The following is a 22,605-nucleotide window of genomic DNA, read 5'->3' as shown; positions in this document are numbered from 1 at the left end:
GATGACGAAACTCACACCTGTTGGGAGAGTAGTTGGCCGTCGACCATGCGCAGACGCTTTGACAGGGAAATGGCGAGGGCACGAATGATCTTGGCCGCGATTTTCGGCGCTTCGTCGAGCATCTTGTCCAGCGAGTCCCGGCCCAGGTTCAGCAACTGGCAATCCGATGCAGCGATGCAACTGGCCGAACGGCGTTCGCCGTCGAGTACCGCCATTTCGCCGAAGGCCCGGCCCCGACGCAACGTGGCGATTTCCACCTGCTGGCCTTCGGGATTGAGTTTCTGTACCGAAACCGTGCCGCGGTCGATGATGCACATGAAGGTACCGGCATCGCCTTCGTTGAAGATGCTCTGGCCTTCCTGGATATCGCTGATGCTGAAGTAACCCGCGACGGTCAGGTAATCGGCGGGCAGCAGGGTGTCGAACAGGCCGCAGTCCAGCAGCATGTCGCGTATGGCATTGTTCAGGTGGGACGGTTGTTCTGACATGGTTCGGTCTTGTGCAGGTAAGAGGGGGCAGGTCCGTGCCCCCGATGCTACTAAGACAGACTATTGGCGCCAAGTTCAGTCCAGTTGCAAAACCTTGAAGATAAAACCGTACTCAAGGGCCACATCGCGCAGTCCCTGATAGCGACCGCTCATGCCGCCATGGCCGGCGCCCAGTTCGGTTTTGAGCAGCAGAAGGTTGTCGTCAGTCTTGATGTCGCGCAGTTTTGCGACCCACTTGGCGGCTTCCCAATATTGCACGCGGCTGTCGTTATAACCGGCAATGACCAGAGTGGCGGGGTAGGCCTGGGCACTGACATTCTCGTAAGGCGCATAGGCCTTGATGCGGGCATGCACCTCTGGCTCCTGCGGATTGCCCCATTCGTCGTATTCGGTGACGGTCAGCGGCAGTTCAGGATCGAGCATGGTGTTGAGCACATCCACGAACGGCACTTCGGCAATCGCTGCCTTGAACAGCTCTGGACGCTGGTTGAGTACGGCACCGATCAACAGTCCACCTGCGCTGCCACCGCTGATGACCAGTTGATCGGCGCGGGTCAGGCCCTTGTCGATCAGGTGTTCGGCGCAGGCAATGAAGTCGCCGAACGTGTTCTGCTTGTGTTCCTGTTTGCCGTTGCGATACCAGGCTTCACCCAGTTCACCACCGCCGCGTACATGGGCAATGGCAAAGGCTACGCCACGATCCAGCAGGCTCAGACGGGCGTGGGAAAACCATGGGTCCAGGCTTTCGCCGTAGGCGCCGTAACCATAGAGATACAGTGGCGTCGCCTGGCCCAGCAACTCGCGTTTGACTACCAGACTGATGGGCACTTGTGTGCCATCGCTGGCGGTTGCCCAGAGACGCTGGCTGACGTAGGCATCGGCATCGAACTCACCGAGCACCGGCGTTTCCTTGAGCACCACTTGCTCGCCGGTGGCCAGAGCCAACTGGCGGACCTGCGCCGGACGATTGAGGGACTGATAGCGCAGGCGAATGCTGTCGCTGTCGAATTCCAGTGAGTCCTGTACATACAGGCTGTAGGCCGCGTCGGGCAATTGCACGCGATAGGCCGGCAGACCTTGTGGGCGAACTTCGATGATCGGCAGGCCACCTTCGCGCAGGCTCAGGGTCAGGCTTCTGGCATTGAGGCTCATATCTTCCAGCATCACTGTATCGCTGTGCGGGACCAGCTCTTGCCAGCCATCGCGGCCCGCATGCTGTTCCGAGGCCTGATACAGCGCGAAGTTGATACCGCTCTGATTGCTTCGGATAAACCAGCTCCAGACACCATCGAGCTGGCCGTGGTCCGGAAAGTATTCATGACCTTCGACCCGCTCGGCCATGCATACGAAGGCTTGCTCGGGATGCTCGGCATCCAGCAGCCAGGCTTCGCTGGTAGTCTTGCTGTTGAGCAGCAGAATCAACTGGCGCTCGGAGCTGCTACGGAAGCAATGCAGGAAGAAGCGGCCGTCCGGCTCGCTGAATACCAGGTCGGCCGAGTCGCTGCCCAGACGATGACGGTAGAGTTTGTGCGGGCGGTGGGTGTCGTCCAGTTCACCGAAGAACAGCGTCTGGCTGTCATTGGCCCAGGTCATGCTGCCGTCGCAATCTTCGAACGGCAGGCTGCTCACCTGGCCTGTGCCCAGTTCCTTGACGTAAAGCTGATAGACCTCTTCGCCCGTGGTATCCAGGCTGTAGGCCAGGCGTTGATGGTCGGGGCTGATACTGAACGCGCCCAGAGAGAAGAATCCGCCATCGGCCAGCACGTTGGGGTCCAGCAACAGCTCTTCATGGCTCTCATCGACGGTGTTCGAGTCGTCTGCCGGGCGCGGGCAGCGATAGTGCCTGGCATATTCATCACCCTCGGTGGTGCGGGTGTAATACAGGTACGGGCCCCAGGGGGAGGGCAGCGACAGGTCGGTCTCAAGAATGCGGCCTTTTATTTCCTGGAACAGGGTTTCACGCAATTGCGCCTGATCGGCCAGTTGCTGTTCCTGATAGCTGTTTTCAGCCTTGAGATAGTCGAGCACTTCATCGCTGTCGCGATTCTGCAACCATGCATAGGGATCGGAGCCGTCGGCCTTGCGAGCGATCGGGGCGCTGGAGGTGGCATTCGAGAAGGACATGCGGGGCTCTCTTTAAAGGCATCGGGTCATTGAAATATCGGTGGCTGCAAGTATGGCGCACCTATTACTGAAGCCGGGCGAGCCGGGCCAGTGAAAAGTCGTTATCATAAGCGCCTATTTACCTGCCTTACCACGGACGTCATGACCGAGAACGACTATCTGATCGCCTGGGGCCTCTATGCATTTGCAGCATTGGGCTGCCTGCTGGTGTGGTTTTTGATGACCCGCTGGATGTGGCGCTACCTGAAAGAGCCCCTTCGGGTGATTGGCGCAGTGTTGCTGTTCACGCCGACCATCGTCGATCCAGCCAAGGAATTACTGGCACCTGCCGTGGCCGTTACCGCCCTTGATCTGCTGTTCAAGGTGGGCAGCAATGTCTGGAGCGCGATCATCGATCTGGCCACCTATGGCATGTTTGCCCTGATTGCCTATCTGGTGTTCGTGCTGGTGCGCTGGCCCCTGGAGAAAAACCGCAAGGCCCGTCAGCCACAGCCTGTAGCCGAGCCTGACGACACCGACGACGAACCTTTTGCCAGGGACGACCGCTACGGCCGCAGCCCGGCTGCACCGGCCGCCAGTGCGAGTCGTGGGCGAGTCGAGCCTCGTTTGTAAGAACCCGCTTCGTTGGCAAGCGTGCAGCACGTATTGAAGCGAGAACCTGAGCATGTGTGAACTACTGGGCATGAGCGCCAATGTCCCGACCGATATCGTTTTCAGCTTCACAGGGCTGATGCAGAGGGGCGGGCGCACCGGCCCGCATCGCGATGGCTGGGGGATCGCCTTCTATGAGGGGCGCGGCCTGCGTCTGTTTCAGGACCCGGCAGCCAGCAGCGAATCGGAAGTCGCGCAACTGGTGCAGCGCTACCCCATCAAGAGTGAAGTGGTCATCGGCCATATTCGTCAGGCCAATGTCGGTAAGGTCTGCCTGTCCAACACTCATCCTTTCGTGCGCGAACTCTGGGGACGCAACTGGTGTTTTGCCCATAACGGCCAACTGGCCGATTTCAGTCCCCGTGCTACCTTTTATCGTCCTGTAGGCGATACCGACAGTGAAGCGGCGTTCTGTGACTTGCTCAACCGGGTGCGCGAAGCCTTTCCCGAGCCGGTGGAAGTCGAGCAACTGCTGCCATACCTGATCGAGGCGTGCTCCGAATACCGGGCCAAAGGCGTGTTCAACAGCCTGCTCAGTGATGGCGACTGGCTGTTCTGTTTCTGCAGTACCAAACTGGTACAGATCACCCGTCGTGCGCCCTTTGGTCCGGCACGCTTGAAGGATGTCGATGTGATTGTCGATTTTCAGGCAGAAACCACGCCCCATGACGTGGTGACTGTCATTGCTACCGAACCGCTGACCGAAAACGAAACCTGGAATCGCTACGAACCGGGTCAGTGGAGCCTGTGGCGCAAGGGCGAATGTGTGGCCCAAGGGTCAACCGATACTCCGATTTAAGCTCGCCTAACCGACAAGAGGGATCTAAATGCTGCGAAGTTATCTGCGATTGGTCTTGTTCACGACTGGCCTGCTGGTGGGGGTTCAGGTTCCGGGTTTCATCAGTGACTACAGCAAGCGAGTCGAAGCGCATCTGATCGAGGCGCAACAGGCCATCAAGGGTTACAACGCGACCGCGCAGCAGTTTTTCAAGGGCGACATCCAGGCGCTGATCCAGCACTATCGCAACAGCGAAGATCCGGTGTTTCGCAGCGATGCCGACACCATCAGCACATTGCTGACCCGCACCCACGTGCTGGAGCGCCAATGGCTCGGCCTGCAAGGCGCGTGGTATTCCAGAGCCTTGTATGTCGCCACCTCAGCCGATGCCGACATCCGTCGCGAAACCTTCAATGGCTACACCTGGCAAGTGCTGCTGGCACCTGAAGTCATTGCCTGGGGCATCATCTCGGCATTGTTGCTGGCGCTGCTGATCGAAAGCTTCTTCCTGTTGCTGGGCTGGGTGGTGACAGGTGGGCGGCGCAAGCCACAGTTGAACAGGGACTGGCGCTGATAGCGTCTGTGGGGCAATGACGATCAGTTAAGGTCAATAATCACCCTGTGGGAGGCAGCTTGCTGGCGATTTTTACAGGCGCAGAATATCTGCCGGTTTCACTGTCCCCGTCGCCAGCAAGCTGCCTCCCACAAGTTTTGTTTGTGCCTTGACTGATCTGCATTACTCCTATGGTGTTTCTGTCACTCAGCTCTCAAACCACACACTCCGTATTACACCGTATGTACTCCGTAATCGCCCCTGGCTCATTCCACATCAGTAAGTCCAGGATGGAGAGGTTTTCCACGAAGTTGTAGTGGGCGGTGGGGTAGATCAAGGGCGAGGGTTTCAGGAATCGCAGTTCTATTTGCCGTTCGTGCCATTCCCGGGGTATGAGTATTTCCCGGCCGCCGGGGGCGTTGATGTAGCGGCGGGCGCCCATCACGCTGCTGATTTCAAGTGCCCACTGGCCGGCATGTTCAATGGGAGGCAGTTCCAGTTGCATGTCGGAACAGGTTGTCCAGTTGAACGCCATACCGAGGTAGTCGCAGACGACTTTCAGGGAGCTGGCATTCAGGTCGCCAATGCTGGCCGAGCGGGTCGAGTCGAAGGTCAGGTCGAGCAGTTGCAGGGTCTGTTTGAAGAAGGGCGCCTTGCCGCGGTAGTGATCAAGCTGGCCGCGGATGTGCCTCAATGAGCCCGCATGATCGATGACCATCGTGTCCTTGATCAGCATGCCGTCGCTGCTTTTCACGGGCACGGTTATATATTGCCAGCCACCTTTGTCATCCAGCATTCGATTGCGGTTCATCCAGCTTTTGCGCTTGTACTTGACGATATCGAAGAGAATTCCCTGCTCCACCGAGGCGATAAGCTGGAAGTAACCGAGGTAGGGAAAGAAATAGGGCTGCATGATGCCCAGGGTTTTGATCATGGAACCCCACGAGGTCTCGACGACGGTGGTTAGCCGGCGGAGTAGTCAGGAATACAACTGATGGGTTGTGATTACTGCTGTGGGTGTCGCACTGGGAAGCCTAGTCTGGCGGGAGGAAAGAGAGCTGTTAGTGGTCGCTTTCGACAAGCCAGTCGATGACCGGCTTTGACGAAAGGTGAAGAGGGCCTACTTGGCCAGGTAGCGCATGCTTTCTTCCAGGCCGCGCAAGGTCAGGGGGTACATCTGGTCTTCGATCAGGTCGCGGATGATGTGGGTGGAAGAGGTGTAGTCCCATGCACTCTTGGGATAAGGGTTGATCCAGACGATCTTCTTGAACTTGGCCATGAAGCGCTGCATCCACACATAGCCCGCTTCCTCGTTCCAGTGTTCGACGCTGCCTCCCGGCTGGGTGATTTCATAGGGGGCCATGGCGGCATCGCCGATGAAGATCACTTTGTAATCGGCGCCGTACTTGTGCAGCAGGTCCTGGGTGGAGGTGCGCTCCGAGCCCCGGCGCAGGTTGTTCTTCCAGACCGATTCATAAATGAAGTTATGAAAGTAGAAATACTCCATGTGCTTGAACTCGGTCTTGCAGGCCGAAAACAGTTCTTCGCAGACTTTCACATGGGCATCCATCGAGCCGCCGATATCGAATAACAGCAGCAGCTTGATGGTATTGCGCCGTTCGGGGCGCATCTGGATATTCAGCAGGCCTGCATCGCGGGCGGTATGGTCGATGGTGCCGTCGATATCCAGCTCATCGGCAGCACCCTGGCGGGCGAACTTGCGCAGGCGGCGCAAGGCGACCTTGATATTGCGGGTGCCCAGTTCCACCTGATCGTCGAGGTTCTTGTACTCGCGCTGATCCCAGACCTTGACCGCCTTGCCTTTGCGTTCACCGGCTTCGCCCACGCGGATGCCTTCGGGGTTATAACCGCCCGAACCGAACGGGCTGGTGCCACCGGTGCCGATCCATTTGTTGCCTCCGGCGTGGCGTTCCTTCTGTTCTTCCAGGCGTTTCTTGAATTCTTCGATCAGCTTGTCCAGACCGCCCAGAGACTGGATCTGGGCGCGTTCTTCCTCGCTCAGGGAACGCTCGAACTCCTTGCGCAGCCAGTCTTCCGGGATCAGTGCCTGAAGGTGATCGTCGAGGTTTTCCAGGCCCTTGAAGTAGGCGCCGAAAGCCCGGTCGAACTTGTCGAAGTGGCGTTCGTCCTTGACCAGAATGGTGCGCGCCAGAAAGTAGAACTCATCGATATCGGCGAAGATGACCCGCTGTTTCAGCGCGTTGATCAGGTCCAGCAATTCACGCAATGACACCGGCACTTTCGCCGCACGCATTTCGTTGAACAGGTTGAGCAGCATGGCTGTCGCCCTTTTTCGTGACAGGGTGGATAAGAACGGTCAGCGATTGCCGCGGCGGCTCATGAAGGCCAGGCGCTCAAGCAACTGCACGTCCTGCTCGTTCTTGACCAGCGCACCGGCCAGCGGAGGAATTGCCTTGGTCGGGTCACGCTCGCGCAGCACCGCTTCGCCGATATTGTCGGCCATCAGCAGCTTCAGCCAGTCCACCAGCTCTGAGGTCGAGGGCTTTTTCTTCAGGCCCGGCACCTTGCGCACGTCGAAAAAGACATCCAGGGCCTCGCTGACCAGATCCTTCTTGATGTCGGGGTAATGCACGTCGACGATCTTCTGCAACGTGGCGCGGTCCGGAAAGGCGATGTAGTGGAAGAAGCAGCGGCGCAGGAAGGCGTCCGGCAGTTCTTTTTCGTTATTGGAGGTAATGATGATGATCGGGCGCTTTTTGGCCTTGATGGTTTCGTCGATCTCGTAAACGTAGAACTCCATCTTGTCGAGTTCTTGCAGCAAGTCGTTGGGGAATTCGATATCGGCCTTGTCGATTTCATCGATCAGCAGGATCACGCGCTCCTCGGCCTCGAAAGCCTCCCAGAGCTTGCCTTTCTTCAGGTAGTTGCGCACGTCGTGGACTTTATCGACGCCCAGTTGCGAGTCCCGCAGGCGGCTGACCGCATCGTATTCGTACAGGCCCTGATGAGCCTTGGTGGTGGATTTGATGTGCCAGGTAATCAGTCGGGCGCCGAAGGATTCGGCCAGTTGTTCGGCCAGCATGGTCTTGCCCGTGCCGGGTTCACCCTTGACCAGCAGCGGCCGCTCCAGAGTGATTGCGGCATTGACCGCAAGCTTGAGGTCGTCGGTGGCGACGTATGCGTGGGTGCCTTCGAACTTCATCGGTGAATCCTCTAACGTGACGCGCAGTCTGTGGCTGGCGCGGCTCAATGGGCGCAAAGAATGTGACGACTATAGCGCGCAGGGTTACCGACTGTGAACGCAGATGCCTCATTCAGTCATTGAATGAGGGATTGCGCTCACAGGGTCGTGTCGGGCTCAGGAGTTTTCATTGCTCTCGTAGCGAGTGTTGAACGCCCGGACAAAGGCATTGCGCAGCACCTGCAGGAAAGCTTGGAAGCCGCTGATGTCCTGCTGGCGTACGCTGCCACTGAGATCGACGCGAGTGGCGAACTGGTTCTGTCGCTGGTTTTTCAGAACGGTTTCACTGCCGCCCACCAACGCTTCCCAGATAGAGCGGAAGAAACCCTTGTTCTGGTTTTCCACGTCCTGTTTCCAGTTGAACACATCGACATTGCGCAACAGCGGCTTGATATAGCCGCTGAGTTGACCGTCGTTGGCCTGGGCTTCGATGACCAGATCGCCATTGCCGGCATTGAAGTCGAACTTGCCATAGGCCGAGGCAAAATCATTGAGGCGTCGCAGGTGGATGCCCGTGGCGCGCAGGCGAAAGTCGAAATCCTGGAAGTCGCTGAGCGGATCGAAAGTCGCATTGGCTTCCACGGCGGCACCGCCCAGCAGTCGGCCCTTGCCTTCGAAGCGGGCGTCGCGCTTGCCTTCCACATCTACCACGTTGGTCAGGTTATAGAGGCTGGCATTGATCCGGTCGGCCTCGATCCTGACCTTCGGAGTGGAGGTGAAGTTGTTGAAGGTGACGCGGGCATTCTCGATGCGTGCTTCATCCAGGGTGATGGGCAACAGTTTGTTCAACTGGGTGCGCCAGTCCGTGCCCTGACCCGTCTGCGAGGCCTGCCTGTCATTGCCGCCATCGACAAAGTTAAGCTCCGGCTCGATGAACACCATCCTGGCCACGACTGCATGGTTGTACCAGAGGGCGTGCCAGCTCACCGCAAGGTCGATGACCGGCACCTTGACGAAGGGAACCGGGACCTTGCCATCCACCTTGACGATATTCAGCCCGTTGATCCTGTAGGCACCGCGCCACAGGGCGATGTCCACATCGGTGATCTGGCCACGGTAATCGCCCATGTCCGCGAGTTTGTCGTTGAGGTAGTTACGCACCAGATAAGGCAGCGCGACATTGATGGCAATCAGCAATATGACAAGAGCGGCCAATATCCATAATGGCCAGCGGTAGCGAGGTTTCATGACCTGGGCCTCTGGATGTGTTGAATGGTTGACTCCCAAGGCTCGCATCCGTTCGGTGCAACTGGACGCGCACTGGCGGTAAGCATAGGCTTTGAGTTTTTAACGCATGCGTACAAGGACACGATCATGAGCCGTATTTATGCTGATAACGCCCATTCAATTGGCAATACGCCCCTGGTGCAGATCAACCGCATCGCACCTCGGGGCGTCACGATTCTGGCCAAGATCGAAGGGCGCAATCCCGGCTATTCGGTGAAGTGCCGGATTGGCGCCAACATGATCTGGGATGCTGAAAGCAGCGGCAGACTCAAGCCCGGCATGACCATCATCGAGCCGACATCGGGCAATACCGGGATCGGTCTGGCCTTTGTGGCCGCTGCCCGTGGCTACAAACTGACGCTGACCATGCCAGCTTCCATGAGCATCGAGCGACGCAAGGTGCTCAAGGCCCTGGGTGCCGAACTGGTGTTGACCGAGCCGGCCAAGGGCATGAAAGGTGCTATCGCCAAGGCCGAAGAGCTTCTGGCCAGCGATCCCGAGAAGTACTTCATGCCGGCGCAGTTCGATAACCCGGCCAACCCGGCCATTCATGAAAAGACCACCGGTCCTGAAATCTGGGAAGACACCGAAGGTGCAATCGATGTGCTGGTGGCGGGCGTGGGCACGGGCGGCACGATCACCGGTATTTCCCGCTATATCAAGAACACTCAGGGCAAGCCTATCCAGTCCGTGGCGGTGGAGCCGGATGTGTCGCCGATCATCACCCAGGCACTGGCTGGCGAAGAGATCAAACCCAGCCCGCACAAGATCCAGGGCATCGGTGCCGGTTTCATTCCCGGCAACCTGGACCTGTCGCTGATTGACCGGGTGGAGCGGGTCAGCGATGAAGAAGCCAAGGCGATGGCGCGGCGCCTGATGCAGGAAGAGGGCATCCTGTGCGGCATTTCCTGTGGCGCGGCCATGGCAGCAGCTGTGCGTCTGTCGGAAAAACCCGAGATGCAGGGCAAGACGATCGTCGTGATTCTGCCGGACTCGGGCGAGCGTTATCTCTCCAGCATGCTGTTCAGCGATCTGTTTACCGAACAGGAATTGCAACAGTAAGCGTATCTTTGACTTGTCGGCTTTGTCCGGAGTCGACAAGTGTTTATGATGGCCGGCTGCTGATATACCCCCTGACATGACGGCAGCCGGCTATCTGTCCGTTGCAAGGAGAGTTTCATGACCCTTTCATTTGCTGCCAAGGCATCGATCCTGATGCTGTTTCTGTGCAGCACGCTGTATGTGCATTTGCGTGGCAAGGCGCGGCTGCCTCTGTTGCGTCAGTTCGTGAACCATTCGGCGCTTTTTGCTCCTTATAACGCCTTGATGTACCTGTTTTCCAAGGTGCCGTCCAAGCCGTATCTGGATCGCAGCAAGTTTCCCGAGCTCGATGTGCTCAAGGACAACTGGGAAACCATTCGCGATGAAGCCATGCATCTGTTCGATGAGGGCTATATCCGTGCGGCCGAAAAGAACAACGACGCGGGCTTCGGTTCGTTCTTCAAGAAGGGCTGGAAGCGTTTCTACCTGAAGTGGTACGACAAGGCGCTGCCTTCTGCCGAAACCCTGTGCCCGAAAACCGTGGCGCTGGTCAACAGCATTCCCAATGTCAAAGGTGCGATGTTTGCCCTGCTGCCGGGCGACAGCCATCTCAACCCGCATCGTGACCCGTTTGCCGGTTCATTGCGCTATCACCTGGGCCTGTCCACACCCAACTCCGACGCCTGCCGTATTTTCGTCGATGGCGAAGAGTATTCCTGGCGCGACGGCCAGGACGTGATGTTCGATGAAACCTATGTGCACTGGGTCAAGAACGAAACACAGACCACGCGCGTGATCCTGTTCTGCGACGTGGAGCGCCCGTTGACCAACGGTTTCATGACCCGCATCAACCGCAGTGTCAGCGCTTTCCTGGGCCGTGCCACCGCACCGCAGAACCTGGATGACGAGCGTGTGGGCGGCATCAACCGTGCCTATGCCTTCAGCAAGCGTTTCAGCGACAGCTTCAGCGGCAAGGTCAAGCAGTTCAAGCGCCAGAACCCCAAGGCCTACCGCATCATGCGCCCGGTGCTGGCTGTGGTGGTGGCGGTCTTGCTGTGGAAGTGGTTGTTCGGATAAGCCTGGTAATGATCAGTCAAGGTCATTGAGTTACTTTGTGGGAGGCAGCTTGCTGGCGACTTCTACAGACGCAGAATATCTGCCGTTTTTCAGGCCTTTTTCGCCAGCAAGCTGCCTCCCACAAGTGTTGTTGTGCCTTGACTGATCGGCCATTCACAACGCGAAGCGTGCCACCAATCCATTCAGGCCGATGGCCAGACGTGACAGCTCATGGCTGGCGGCCGAGGTCTGGGTCGCTCCAGCGGCGGTCTGGGTAGACAGGTCGCGAATGCTCACCAGGCTGCGGTCCACTTCCCGGGCCACCAGCGATTGCTGTTCGGCGGCGCTGGCGATCACCAGATTGCGCTGGTTGATCTCGGAAATGGCTGCCGTGATCTTTTCCAGAGCCTCGCCCGCGCTGCTGGCGCGCTTGAGGGTTTGGCCTGCCTGCTGCGCGCTGTTCTGCATGGCACCGACCGTCTGGTGAGTGCCGGTCTGGATGGTGCTGATCATCAGCTCGATTTCCTGAGTCGAATCCTGCGTGCGTTTGGCCAGTGAGCGCACCTCATCGGCCACGACCGCAAAGCCGCGACCCGCTTCACCGGCACGTGCAGCTTCGATGGCGGCATTGAGCGCCAGCAGGTTGGTCTGGTCGGCGATGCCCCTGATGACCTCCAGCACCTTGGTGATGTCCTGAGCCTGGGTCGCCAGCTCCTGCGCCTGCTCCGACGCGCCCAGCACTTCGCTGACCAGTCCTTCGATGGACTCGATGGTCTCGGCAACCTGACGATGGCCATGCTGACTGTCGGCATCCGAGGCCTTGGACGCTTGCGAGGTCGATACGGCGTTTGTAGCGACTTCATCCACCGCAGCGCTCATCTGGTTGACTGCCGTGGCCGCCAGCTCGATTTCGTCATTCTGGGCCTGCAAGCCACGGGTGCTCTGTTCCATGACCGAACTCATCTCTTCAGCGGCCGAGGCCAGTTGCGATGAGGATTCGCTGATGCTCTGGATGGTCGAACGCAGGTTGTCCTGCATGATCGACAAGGCGTTGAGCAGTTGTGCCGGCTCATCCGAGCCTTCACTGCTGATGGTGGTGCGCAGGTTGCCCTGGGCGATGGTCTGCGCGACCGTCAATGCTTCACTGATCGGTTTGACGATGCTGCGGGTCAGCAGCCATGCGAGCAACACTGTACCCAGCAAGGCGGCGATGATGATCAGGGTCACGATGGTTTTCGTGGAGTCATACAGTGCAGCCGCCTCGTTGGCAGCATTGTCGGCACCTTTCTGGCTGAATGTGATTACGGCATCCAGGTTGGCATCGAGTATCCGGCCCTGAGGCGTGAGTTCGTCGCTGAGGATTGCTTTGGCGTCATCGAAGTGCTGGCTGTCTATCTGCGCGATGATGTTGTCCACCAGTGTCAGGTAGCGGGTCGCACTGCTTTCAAGATCGCCCAGCAGTCTGGTTGCCTGGCTGTCGGTGGTTTTATCTTTCTGCTTTTGCAGGCGGTTGAACAGCTCGCTTCTGGCGTCGTCGATGACTTTCTTGCTGCGCAACTGGCTGGCAGGTTCCGGCATGGCGATCAGCCTGAGTCCCTCCATCCGTATGGATGCGATGGCTGCTCCTGCATCGTGCATGTTTTCGATATCCGGCATCCAGGACTGTTCGATGATCTCTGCACTTGAGCGCAGTTCTGCCATTTTGCCCATGCAGAAAATCCCCACCAGTGCCAACAAGGCAGCAACTAACCCAAAGCCCAGACAGGCTCTTATCCCGATACGCATATTTCTGATGAACATTGACCGCTCCTTGTGTCGTAAAAACTCCCTGATTGTTTTTGTTGAGTGGGAGAAGGTATGAGTAATATCTTCGAGCCATCATGTTATCGACATGTGCCTGTAACAGGTCATAAATGAAGGGTGCATTCAGTGGCCTGTCCCGGTTAAGTGGTTCCCGATACCTGGCATTCCTGAGCTAGGCTTTTGGTGTCTCGACTTGAGGCAAGCCCATGTCTGTCAGCTCTATCGCCCGTCTGATCCTCGACGGTTTCGATGATTACCGTGAACACTTCCGGCAGATAACCGCCGGGGCCCGGGAGCGTTTCGAGGGTGCGCAATGGCAATTGATCCAGCGTGCTTCGGCCGACCGGATCAATCTCTATGAGCAGAAAGTCAGCGAAGTGATCGAGCGCCTGCAGCGAGTTGGTGTGCAGGCTCTGGAAGCCCGTGACTGGCCCGGAGTCAAAAGCGACTATATCGAGCTGATCGACCCGCGGCTGGACGATGAGCTGTCCGAAACCTGGTTCAACTCGATCTTCTTCGGCCTGTTCAGTCATGACCTGATCAGTGACGAGCGCATGTTCATCCACAGCACGAGGCCAGCGGCGCAGGCTCAAGAGTGTGTGGCGCAAGTACGCAGCTATTGGCCGTCTGGTGATATGGCGGCCATGTTCGGGCGTGTATTCGACGATTACCGTTTCGAGGTGCCCTATGCGGATCTGGCTGCCGATATGAACCGCGTCCAGATGCAATTGCAGAGCAATTTGCCTGACTGGGTGTGCAAGGATCCGACATTGTGCGTCGAGCTGTTCTCGTCGGTTTTCTATCGCAACAAGGGCGCCTATCTGGTGGGGCGTGTCTATACCCGCGAGGAACAGTGGCCGCTGGTCATCGCCTTGCTGCACCGCGAAGGCGTCGGGATCCTGATCGATACGCTGATTACCGATGAAGCTGAAGTGTCCATTATCTTTTCCTTCACCCGCTCGTATTTCATGGTCGATGTCCCTGTGCCTGCAGCGTTCGTGAGCTTTCTCAAGGGTATCTTGCCCGGCAAGCACATCGCCGAGCTGTACACCTCCATCGGTTTCTACAAGCAGGGCAAATCCGAGTTCTACCGTGCCCTGATTCATCATCTGGCCAGTACCGATGATCGTTTCATCATGGCGCCCGGCGTGCGGGGCATGGTCATGAGCGTATTCACGCTGCCGGGTTTCAATACCGTGTTCAAGGTCATCAAGGACCGTTTTTCGCCGTCCAAGAACGTCGACCGCATGACCGTGATCGACAAGTACCGGCTGGTGAAGAGCGTCGATCGGGTAGGGCGAATGGCCGATACCCAGGAGTTTGCCGATTTTCGCTTTCCCTTGAGCAAGTTCGAGCCTGAATGCCTGGCCGAATTGCTGGAGGTGGCGCCTTCCACCGTTAAAGTGGAGAAGGGTGGCAAGGTGTTGATCCGCCACTGCTGGACCGAGCGGCGCATGACTCCCTTGAACCTTTATCTGGAACAGGCCAGCCCCGAGCAGATGCGTGAGGTGCTGGATGATTACGGGCTGGCCATCAAGCAACTGGCGGCGGCCAATATTTTCCCCGGCGATATGCTGCTCAAGAACTTTGGCGTCACCCGCCATGGTCGTGTGGTGTTTTATGACTACGACGAAATCTGCTTTCTGACCGAAGCCAACTTTCGCCGTATCCCGGCCCCGCGCACGCCCGAGGATGAAATGGCCAGCGAGCCCTGGTACTCCATTGGCCCGATGGATGTATTCCCCGAGGAGTTTCCGCCTTTCCTGTTTGCCGACTTGCAACAGCGCCGCCTGTTCGACAGCCTGCATGGCGAACTGTACGACGCCGAATACTGGAAGGGGCTGCAGGCCGAGATCCGGGCCGGCAAGGTGATCGATGTGTTTCCGTATCGACGCAGCGAATTCCTTCGCGAATAAATTCGCACTGGGTCATGCCGATCAGTTAAGGCATACCTGTCACTTGTGGGAGGGGCCTTGGCCGCGACGACTTGCTTACAGGCAACACATTTTCAGCGTCTTCAAGCTGGCTGTCGCGGCCAAGGCCCCTCCCACGGATTGTGACCTTGCCACCTACTGAAATGCGCCGAGGTGCAATCAACTCAACTGCACATGCCTGCTCAACAACGCACGCAACGCCGCAGGCTTGACCGGTTTGGGCAGGTAATCAAGGCCTGCCGCATGCACCTGGGCAATCAGTTCCGGGCGGCCGTCGGCGCTGATCAGCACGCCCGGCACCGGTTGCCCCAGTCGGGTTCGCAGCCAGGCCATCAGTTCGGTACCGATTTCACCTTCGTCCAGGTGATAGTCCACCAGCGCCACTTGCGGGCGAATCCCGTTGTTGAGGAGGGTTTCGCACTCCTGCCGGTTGCGTGCCGTCCATACCTGGCAGCCCCAGCGGGACAGCAGGCTGGTCATGCCGATGAGGATGCTGTCTTCATTGTCCACGCACAGCACTTGAATGCCATTGAGCACCACGCGGCTGGGTTCGGTCGGTGCGTTGGATGCCAGCGTCAGTGGTTGAGCCAGCGCAACCGTGACGCTGAACATGCTGCCCTTGCCCGGCCATGACTTGACCTGCAATGGATGGTCGAGCACCCGGCACAGGCCGTCGGCAATCGCCAGACCAAGCCCCAGGCCTTTGGCGGCGTGAGTCTGGTGGCTGTCCAGGCGTTTGAATTCCTCGAAAATCACTTTCTGTTTGTCTTCGGGAATGCCCGGCCCACGGTCCCAGACTTCCAGGCTCAGGTTGCCGCCACGGCGTCTGACGCCCAGCAGGATCGGGCCTTTGGAATAGCGAAAGGCATTGGTCAGGAAATTCTGCAGGATGCGGCGCAGCAGCTTGATGTCACTGTCGACCCGCAGATCGCTGCCCTTGACCCGAAACTTCAGGCCTTGCTCCTGAGCCAGCGCCTTGAACTCTGCGCCCAGGGTGTCGAACAGGGTATTGAGTACGAAAGGCTGGCGATCCGGCGTGACCTTGCCGTTTTCCAGGCGTGAGATATCCAGCAGGTCGCTGATCAGGTCTTCGGCAGAGCGCAGCGAACTGTCCAGATGCTGGATCAAGCGTTGGGCTTCGCTGGAAATGCCTTCTTCCTGATGGGACAGCGCCGCGGAAAACAGCCGGGCGGCATTCAGCGGTTGCATCAGGTCGTGGCTGACGGCCGCGAGAAAACGGGTCTTGGACTCGTTGGCGGCTTCGGCGTTGCCCTTGGCCTCGGTCAGGGCAATGTTCAGTTGCGACAATTCATGAGTCCGTTCGGCAACTCGCTGCTCCAGGCTTTCATTGGCACCCTTGAGCGCATGTTCGGCATCACGGAACGCCGAAATGTCGGTGAAGCTCATCACGAAGCCGCCGCCGGGCATCGGGTTGCCGATCAGTTCGATCACACGACCATTGGGGAACAGGCGCTCGGAAGTGTGCGCCCGGCCCTGACGCATCCAGTGCAGGCGCCGCGCAACGTGGACTTCGGCCTCACCCGGCCCGCACAGGCCGCGCTCGGCGTTGTAGCGAATGATGTCGGCAATCGGCCGTCCGACACTGATCAGGCCGTCCGGGTAATTGAACAGCTCCAGATAGCGATGATTCCAGGCCACCAGCCTCAGGGACTGATCGACGACACTGATGCCCTGGGTGATGTTCTCGATGGCTCCTTGCAACAGGGCGCGGTTGAATTGCAGCACCTCCGAGGCTTCGTCGGCGATGCGTACCACGTCTTCGAGCTGCATGTCCCGGCCTTCGATGGCCGCCTTGACCACGGCCCTGGCCGATGACGTGCCCAGTACCCCGGCCAGCAGCCGTTCGGTATGGGCGATCCATTCGCCATTGGCGTTCTGGTTCGGATTGAACTCCTTGCCCTGGCGATAGGAGAAACTGAGGAAGCTCTGCCGGGCGCGTTCTTCGCCGACAAAGCGGGAAGACAGGCTCAGCAGATCCTCGACCTGCACGGCCAGCAACGGACGACTGCCTGGGCGAACTTGGGTTTCCTGACCGATGAAGCGACCAGCCTGCCAGTGCTCCGAAACCCGGGTGCGCGACAGCATCGACACCCACACGAACAGCGTGCAGTTACCCACCATCGACAGCACGACGCTCTGGGTCATGGGCGTGATCGGCAAGTCCAGAGGGTTGCTATGCAGCCAGCTCAGCAAGGGGAAGTTATCCAGCGACCAGTCCATGCCATGGGCTACCACCGGCAGCACCAGGGTGTAGAACCAGATGAAGATCCCCGCTGCGAGACCGGCGAATACGCCACGGCGGTTGGCCTGTTTCCAGTACAGCGCGCCAAACATGGCGGGAGCCAGCTGGGTGATGGCGGCGAAGGCAATCTGACCGATAGTCGCCAGGCTCGCCGTGGAGCCGAGCATGCGATAGCTCACATAGGCCAGCAACAGGATCATCACAATGCTGATGCGGCGTACCGAAAGCATCCAGTAGCGAAACGCCTCGAACGGCCGCTCGGTATTCTTGCGCCGCAACAGCCAGGGCAGCAGCATATCGTTGGAAATCATGGTCGACAGCGCGACACTGGCGACGATCACCATGCCGGTGGCAGCCGACGCCCCCCCGATAAATGCCAGCAGCGCCAGTGAGGGATGCGCATGGGCCAGGGGCAGGCTGATGACGAACGAGTCGGGGAGCATGGAGCCCGGCAGCAGCATCTGCCCGGCCAGGGCGATGGGCACCACGAACAGGCCGGCCAGGACCAGATAGGCTGGGAATACCCACTTGGCCAGGTTCAGGTCCTGTGGCTCGATGTTTTCCACCACTGTGACGTGGAACTGCCTGGGCAGGCAGATAATCGCCATCATCGCCACGCCGGTCTGCACAATCATCGCAGGCCAGTTGATCGTTTCCTGCCAGTATTCTTCAAGGCGCGGTGCGAGTCTGGCCTGATTGAACAGGTCGTCGAAGCCATCGAACAGACCGAAAGTGACGAACACACCGACCGCCATGAACGCCAGCAACTTGACCAGCGCTTCAAAGGCTATCGCCAGTACCATGCCACGATGGTGCTCGGTGACGTCCAGATTGCGGGCGCCGAACACGATGGTAAACAGCGCGAGAATCAGCGACACCACCAGCGCGGTGTCCTGGGCACTGGTGCCGGTTGATTCGGCTCCCGCACCGATCAGAATGTTGACCCCCAGAACAATGCCTTTCAGTTGCAGGGCAATGTAGGGCAGCATCCCGATCAGGCAGATCAACGCCACCATCACCGCCAGCGGTTGCGACTTGCCGTAGCGTGCGGCAATGAAGTCGGCAATCGACGTGATGTTTTCCTGCTTGCTGATCAGTACCATCTTCTGCAGCACCCAGGGCGCCAGCAGCATCAGGACAATAGGCCCCAGATAGATCGGCAGAAACGACCACAACTGCTCGGCGGCCTGGCCCACCGCGCCGAAGAATGTCCAGCTGGTGCAATAGACCGCCAGCGAAAGGCTGTAGACCCAGGCGCGCATGGTCGGGCGCAGCGAGGCGCTGTACCGGTCGCCGTAGAAGGCGATGGCAAACATAATGGCCATGTAGGTCAGGGCAACGGCAGCAATCAGCCCGCTGGACAGCGACATATGAATTTCCAGAGTGTATCGATCTCGATGCGGCAGTCTCGCACGATGCATTGCGTTCGTCTTTCTCGACCAAGGTCGAGCGTGGCGCTTCGTCGCAGGGGGTTATGGTTAGTCGTTGATGGCAACGGGCCTTATGCCTACCATCTGCTCTTTTTTCGACAGACCGGGCGTTCTGGTCGCTGTCAGCGTAAAGGGATTTGAGATGAAGCCGTCAGGGCGCTCGTTGAGTGATTTTTTGCCGTTACTGCCTGCCGAGCAATTGCTGTTGAAGTGTTGTAGGAATGGCGCCGTAGCTGAAGTGGGAGCAAGCGTTCCCGAAGAGAAGACGACAGAGAATCAGGTACGTGCCTGGTTTATACGTTTTCTGGTCTTGGGAGGTGATGAAAAGGCGATAGTGCATGAGCAGGGGGTGCAGCTACGTGGTGCCTGCATTACTGGTACGCTGAATCTTCGTAGCCTGGATGTGCCATTGCCTGTAAGCCTGCGGTGGTGTGATTTCGAAGCCGCATTGGTTTTGGAAGATACGAGGCTGAAGAATACGCTATTTCTTCGCGGCTCCCGACTGAAGGGGATTCGAGGTGCACGCCTCCGTGCGGAGGGCGCTTTACTGCTTACAGATATCGTTTCATCGGGTGCGATCAGTTTTCGGGGCTCACACATTCAGGGGCAGATAACACTATCAAACGCCAGGTTGGATGTTGCGGACAGTTGGGCACTGTCTATGGATGGCGCGACTTGCCGTAACAGTCTGTACCTTAATGGGATCGAGGCCAAAGGCGGATTGGACTTGATTGCAATGCAGATTGGTGGCGAGTTGGGATGCAATGGGGCGCGCATCGAGAATGCCACGGGGCATGCATTAAGAGCTGACCGTATTGATGTTAAGGGCGGTGTTTTTCTTCGAGATGGTTTTTCTGCAATTGGTAGCGTTCGCTTTTTAGGTGCCCGAATTTCTGGGCAATTTAACTGCTCTTCGGGTTGCTTCGACGGTAATGGAAGTGATGCCCTCAGCATGGGCGGGGCTTCTTTGGGAGGCTCATTATTTTTAACGAAGGGATTCACAGCCAAAGGCCGTGTGGTTTTGCATAGTCTACAGCTTCAAGGTGATCTGGATACTGACAGCGCCAAGTTCATCACCGAAATCTATGCCCCTCGGATCATCCTTGGAGGCTCACTGATACTGAGAAAACTAGAGACTCCGCCAGACAAGGTTTCACTCCAGGGAGGACGAGTCGGATCCCTGAATGACGATAAGGAAAGCTGGGGCAAAAAGATAAACCTCAACGGCTTCGTTTACGGTTTCGTTCATGTCAACGGGCAGATGAAAGTCGAGGACCGCCTGGAGTGGCTGGACAAGCAGGTCACTCCCAAGCCCAAAAAAGATGAACTCCCCGAGTTCTACCCCCAACCTTGGCGACAACTGCAAAAAGTCCTGGAAGAAATGGGTCATGCCGAGGATGCCCGGCACGTGGGGATCGAGTTTGAAGAGCGGCTTCGCGAGAAGGGGCTGATCGGCCAGAGTCCCAAGCGCTGGCCTGAATCTGCGCGATGGTGCCACCGGCGCTTGATGATCATTTTGCACGCGATGTATGGACTGCTCAGTAGCTACGGCTACCGCCCGATGCTGTTGCTGCCCTGGTTCCTGGGCGTCTGGCTGTCATGCGCTGGCTTCTATTGGTGGGCTGCGAGTCATCAGGCGATTTTCGCTCCCAGCGACCCGTTGGTGTTTCAGAACCCCGCCTACAAGGAGTGCTCGCCGCCGCTGTCGCCGACTGGAAATGAACCTCCTGGCACCGCCAACTGGTATCTGTGCGATGTCTTGCCGCAAGAGTACACGGCCTTCAGCCCGATAGCCTTCTCGCTGGATCTGTTGCTGCCACTGGTCAACTTGCACCAGGAGGATGATTGGGCACCGGTGATCGAGACGCCCAAGGCGAATGTATTCGCTGAAATGTCAGGTTTCTTCACCAGCCCCAAACGCTGGGTAAGGTTCGTGATGTGGTTTGAAATCCTCGCCGGTTGGGGATTCAGCTTGTTGTTCGTGGCAGTGGTGTCCGGGCTGGCACGACGCAAGGAGTGAAGCGGGCCGGGCTCTGATAACGATTCCGTTACACCGCCTATCGACATCGGTGGGGGATCCGTCTTCAATAGCGCACGGGGTGGCGACCGATTCGCCAGCCCCATAGCCATTCAGGACCACGGACGATGAGCCAACAGTCACAATTCAGTCTGCTCGGAAAACGGCGTTTCCTGCCGTTTTTCATCACCCAGTCCCTTGGGGCGTTCAATGACAATATCTTCAAGCAATCGCTGATCCTCGCCATTCTCTACAAGCTGAGCATCGAGGGCGACCGTTCGATCTACGTCAACCTGTGTGCCTTGCTGTTCATCCTGCCGTTCTTTCTGTTTTCGGCACTGGCCGGGCAGTTTGGTGAGAAGTATCCCAAGGATGCGCTGATCCGGCTGATCAAGCTGGCGGAGATCGGCATCATGGTGGTCGGTGGGGCAGGGTTTCTGTTCAATCACCTGTGGATGATGTTGCTGGCGCTGTTTGCCATGGGCACTCATTCGGCGCTGTTCGGGCCGGTCAAATACTCGATCCTGCCGCAGCACCTGCGCGAGCACGAATTGGTGGGCGGCAACGGGTTGGTGGAAATGGGCACCTTCCTGGCGATTCTGGCAGGCACCATCGGTGCCGGGATCATGATGTCCTCCAGTCATTACGCCTTTGTGGTGTCAGCCGCCATTGTGCTGGTGGCGTGCCTGGGCTTTGTGTCCAGTTACGGCATTCCGAAAGCGCCCGCGGCTTCTCCTGAAATGAAGCTGAACTGGAACATCTTCACCCAGTCCTGGGCCACCTTGCGCATGGGGCTCGGGCAAACGCCCGCGGTGTCGCGCTCGATTGTCGGCAACTCCTGGTTCTGGTTCGTGGGGGCGATTTACCTGACCCAGATCCCGGCCTATGCCAAGGAGTGGATGTACGGCGACGAAACCGTGGTCACCCTGATTCTGACGGTGTTCTCCATCGGTATCGCGCTGGGCTCGTTGCTGTGTGAGCGCATGTCCGGCCATAAGGTCGAGATCGGTCTGGTGCCGTTCGGCTCCATGGGGCTGACAGTGTTTGGCCTGCTTCTGTGGTGGCATTCGGGCGGTTTCCCGCAGAACGTGCAGCCCAATGACTGGCTGGCGGTGCTGTCCTACGGGCAGGCCTGGTGGGTGCTGCTGGATATCCTGGGCATCGGGGTGTTCGGTGGTTTCTATATCGTGCCGCTGTATGCGCTGATCCAGTCCCGCACCCCGGAGAAGGAGCGTTCCCGGGTCATTGCTTCCAACAACATTCTCAATGCGCTGTTCATGGTGATGTCGGCCATCGTGTCCATCCTGATGCTCAGCGTCGCCAAACTGTCGATCCCGCAGTTGTTCCTGGTGATCTCGCTGATGAACATCGCGGTCAACGCTTACATCTTCAAGATCGTCCCCGAGTTCACCATGCGCTTCATGATCTGGCTGCTCAGCCACTCCATGTACCGCGTCGAGCACCGGAACCTGGACCTGATCCCGGAAGAAGGCCCGGCCCTGCTGGTCTGCAACCATGTGTCCTTTGTCGATGCCCTGCTGATCGGCGGTGCCGTGCGGCGGCCGATCCGTTTCGTCATGTATTACAAGATTTACCGTCTGCCGGTGCTCAACTTCATTTTCCGCACGGCCGGGACCATCCCGATTGCAGGGCGTAACGAGGACCTGGAAATCTACGAGCAGGCGTTCAAAAGGATTGCCCGATACCTGGCCGAGGGTGAACTGGTCTGTATCTTCCCTGAAGGCAAGCTGACCCGCGATGGCGAGATCAGTGGCTTCAAGAGCGGCATGAGTCGTGTGATCGAAGAGACACCGGTGCCGGTGATCCCGCTGGCGTTGCAGGGGTTGTGGGGCAGTTTCTTCAGTTATGCGCCGGACAGGAAACTGTTGCGTCGCCTGTGGTCCCGAGTGGTGCTGGTCGCCGGACCTGCGATTGCAGCCGACGCCGCGAAACCTGCGGATGTGCGTGAACAGGTTAAGGCGTTGAGAGGGGCAGGGCGCTAGACAGCGCTGAAGGG

General features: G+C 58.3%; 16 protein-coding genes. 8 read left to right on the top strand and 8 right to left on the bottom strand.

Features of this window, described 5'->3' with window-relative positions; genetic code table 11:
• Positions 1 to 11: 11 nt before the first annotated feature.
• Positions 12 to 488, bottom strand: coding sequence for a cyclic nucleotide-binding domain-containing protein (locus KQP88_RS17190; RefSeq protein ID WP_025261183.1), 477 nt, complete (start codon positions 486 to 488; stop codon positions 12 to 14).
• Positions 489 to 563: 75 nt separating this feature from the next.
• On the bottom strand, positions 564 to 2,612 hold the full coding sequence (locus KQP88_RS17185) for a S9 family peptidase (RefSeq protein WP_216703714.1): 2,049 nt from the start codon (positions 2,610 to 2,612) through the stop codon (positions 564 to 566).
• A 141-nt stretch (positions 2,613 to 2,753) separates the two neighbouring features.
• On the opposite strand from KQP88_RS17185, the gene KQP88_RS17180 reads away from it, so the two are divergent.
• The 3 genes from KQP88_RS17180 to KQP88_RS17170 are packed head-to-tail and all read left to right on the top strand — an operon-like array spanning position 2,754 to position 4,615.
• The gene (locus tag KQP88_RS17180; protein ID WP_095067455.1) at positions 2,754 to 3,224 is read left to right on the top strand and encodes an MFS transporter; all 471 of its coding nucleotides are present in this window, start codon (positions 2,754 to 2,756) and stop codon (positions 3,222 to 3,224) included.
• A 52-nt stretch (positions 3,225 to 3,276) separates the two neighbouring features.
• The gene (locus KQP88_RS17175) at positions 3,277 to 4,062 is read left to right on the top strand and encodes a class II glutamine amidotransferase (RefSeq protein WP_216703713.1); all 786 of its coding nucleotides are present in this window, start codon (positions 3,277 to 3,279) and stop codon (positions 4,060 to 4,062) included.
• Positions 4,063 to 4,090: 28 nt separating this feature from the next.
• The gene (locus tag KQP88_RS17170) at positions 4,091 to 4,615 is read left to right on the top strand and encodes a DUF2937 family protein (RefSeq protein WP_216703712.1); all 525 of its coding nucleotides are present in this window, start codon (positions 4,091 to 4,093) and stop codon (positions 4,613 to 4,615) included.
• A 193-nt stretch (positions 4,616 to 4,808) separates the two neighbouring features.
• Here KQP88_RS17170 and KQP88_RS17165 read toward each other — a convergent pair whose 3' ends face one another.
• The 4 genes from KQP88_RS17165 to KQP88_RS17150 form a co-directional block, all read right to left on the bottom strand.
• Positions 4,809 to 5,528 (bottom strand): WbqC family protein, encoded by a 720-nt coding sequence (locus KQP88_RS17165; protein WP_216703711.1) that lies wholly within the window; start codon positions 5,526 to 5,528, stop codon positions 4,809 to 4,811.
• A gap of 186 nt (positions 5,529 to 5,714) precedes the next feature.
• Positions 5,715 to 6,893 carry a vWA domain-containing protein gene (locus KQP88_RS17160; protein WP_216703710.1) on the bottom strand — a complete coding sequence of 393 codons (1,179 nt, stop codon included), beginning with the start codon at positions 6,891 to 6,893 and terminating at the stop codon, positions 5,715 to 5,717.
• Positions 6,894 to 6,932: 39 nt separating this feature from the next.
• The gene (locus KQP88_RS17155; RefSeq protein WP_200992542.1) at positions 6,933 to 7,778 is read right to left on the bottom strand and encodes an AAA family ATPase; all 846 of its coding nucleotides are present in this window, start codon (positions 7,776 to 7,778) and stop codon (positions 6,933 to 6,935) included.
• Positions 7,779 to 7,934: 156 nt separating this feature from the next.
• Positions 7,935 to 9,005 carry a DUF748 domain-containing protein gene (locus KQP88_RS17150; RefSeq protein WP_216703709.1) on the bottom strand — a complete coding sequence of 357 codons (1,071 nt, stop codon included), beginning with the start codon at positions 9,003 to 9,005 and terminating at the stop codon, positions 7,935 to 7,937.
• A 126-nt stretch (positions 9,006 to 9,131) separates the two neighbouring features.
• Here KQP88_RS17150 and cysK point away from each other — a divergent pair, with 126 nt between their 5' ends.
• The gene (gene cysK / locus KQP88_RS17145; RefSeq protein ID WP_095067452.1) at positions 9,132 to 10,106 is read left to right on the top strand and encodes a cysteine synthase A; all 975 of its coding nucleotides are present in this window, start codon (positions 9,132 to 9,134) and stop codon (positions 10,104 to 10,106) included.
• A gap of 117 nt (positions 10,107 to 10,223) precedes the next feature.
• Entirely contained in the window at positions 10,224 to 11,162 is a 939-nt protein-coding gene (locus KQP88_RS17140; protein ID WP_095067451.1) for an aspartyl/asparaginyl beta-hydroxylase domain-containing protein, read from the top strand.
• 153 nt (positions 11,163 to 11,315) lie between these two features.
• Here KQP88_RS17140 and KQP88_RS17135 read toward each other — a convergent pair whose 3' ends face one another.
• Positions 11,316 to 12,926, bottom strand: a complete 1,611-nt coding sequence (locus KQP88_RS17135) for a methyl-accepting chemotaxis protein (protein ID WP_371856561.1) — start codon at positions 12,924 to 12,926, stop codon at positions 11,316 to 11,318.
• A gap of 224 nt (positions 12,927 to 13,150) precedes the next feature.
• Here KQP88_RS17135 and aceK point away from each other — a divergent pair, with 224 nt between their 5' ends.
• Complete coding sequence (gene aceK, locus KQP88_RS17130) at positions 13,151 to 14,860, top strand: bifunctional isocitrate dehydrogenase kinase/phosphatase (RefSeq protein WP_216703708.1); 1,710 nt, start codon at positions 13,151 to 13,153, stop codon at positions 14,858 to 14,860.
• 177 nt (positions 14,861 to 15,037) lie between these two features.
• Here aceK and KQP88_RS17125 read toward each other — a convergent pair whose 3' ends face one another.
• A complete protein-coding gene (locus KQP88_RS17125) occupies positions 15,038 to 18,511 on the bottom strand; it encodes a hybrid sensor histidine kinase/response regulator (protein WP_216703707.1) in 3,474 nt (1,157 codons plus the stop codon).
• 133 nt (positions 18,512 to 18,644) lie between these two features.
• On the opposite strand from KQP88_RS17125, the gene KQP88_RS17120 reads away from it, so the two are divergent.
• Positions 18,645 to 20,591 (top strand): membrane-associated oxidoreductase, encoded by a 1,947-nt coding sequence (locus tag KQP88_RS17120; RefSeq protein ID WP_253950497.1) that lies wholly within the window; start codon positions 18,645 to 18,647, stop codon positions 20,589 to 20,591.
• 125 nt (positions 20,592 to 20,716) lie between these two features.
• Positions 20,717 to 22,591, top strand: coding sequence for an MFS transporter (locus tag KQP88_RS17115; RefSeq protein ID WP_216703706.1), 1,875 nt, complete (start codon positions 20,717 to 20,719; stop codon positions 22,589 to 22,591).
• The last annotated feature ends 14 nt before the right edge of the window (positions 22,592 to 22,605 follow it).

It is taken from the genome of Pseudomonas lijiangensis, from assembly GCF_018968705.1.
GTDB classification, from domain to species: domain Bacteria; phylum Pseudomonadota; class Gammaproteobacteria; order Pseudomonadales; family Pseudomonadaceae; genus Aquipseudomonas; species Aquipseudomonas lijiangensis.
The sequence above is the reverse complement of the archived record's forward strand: the minus strand, read 5'-3'. Positions and strand labels throughout refer to the sequence as shown.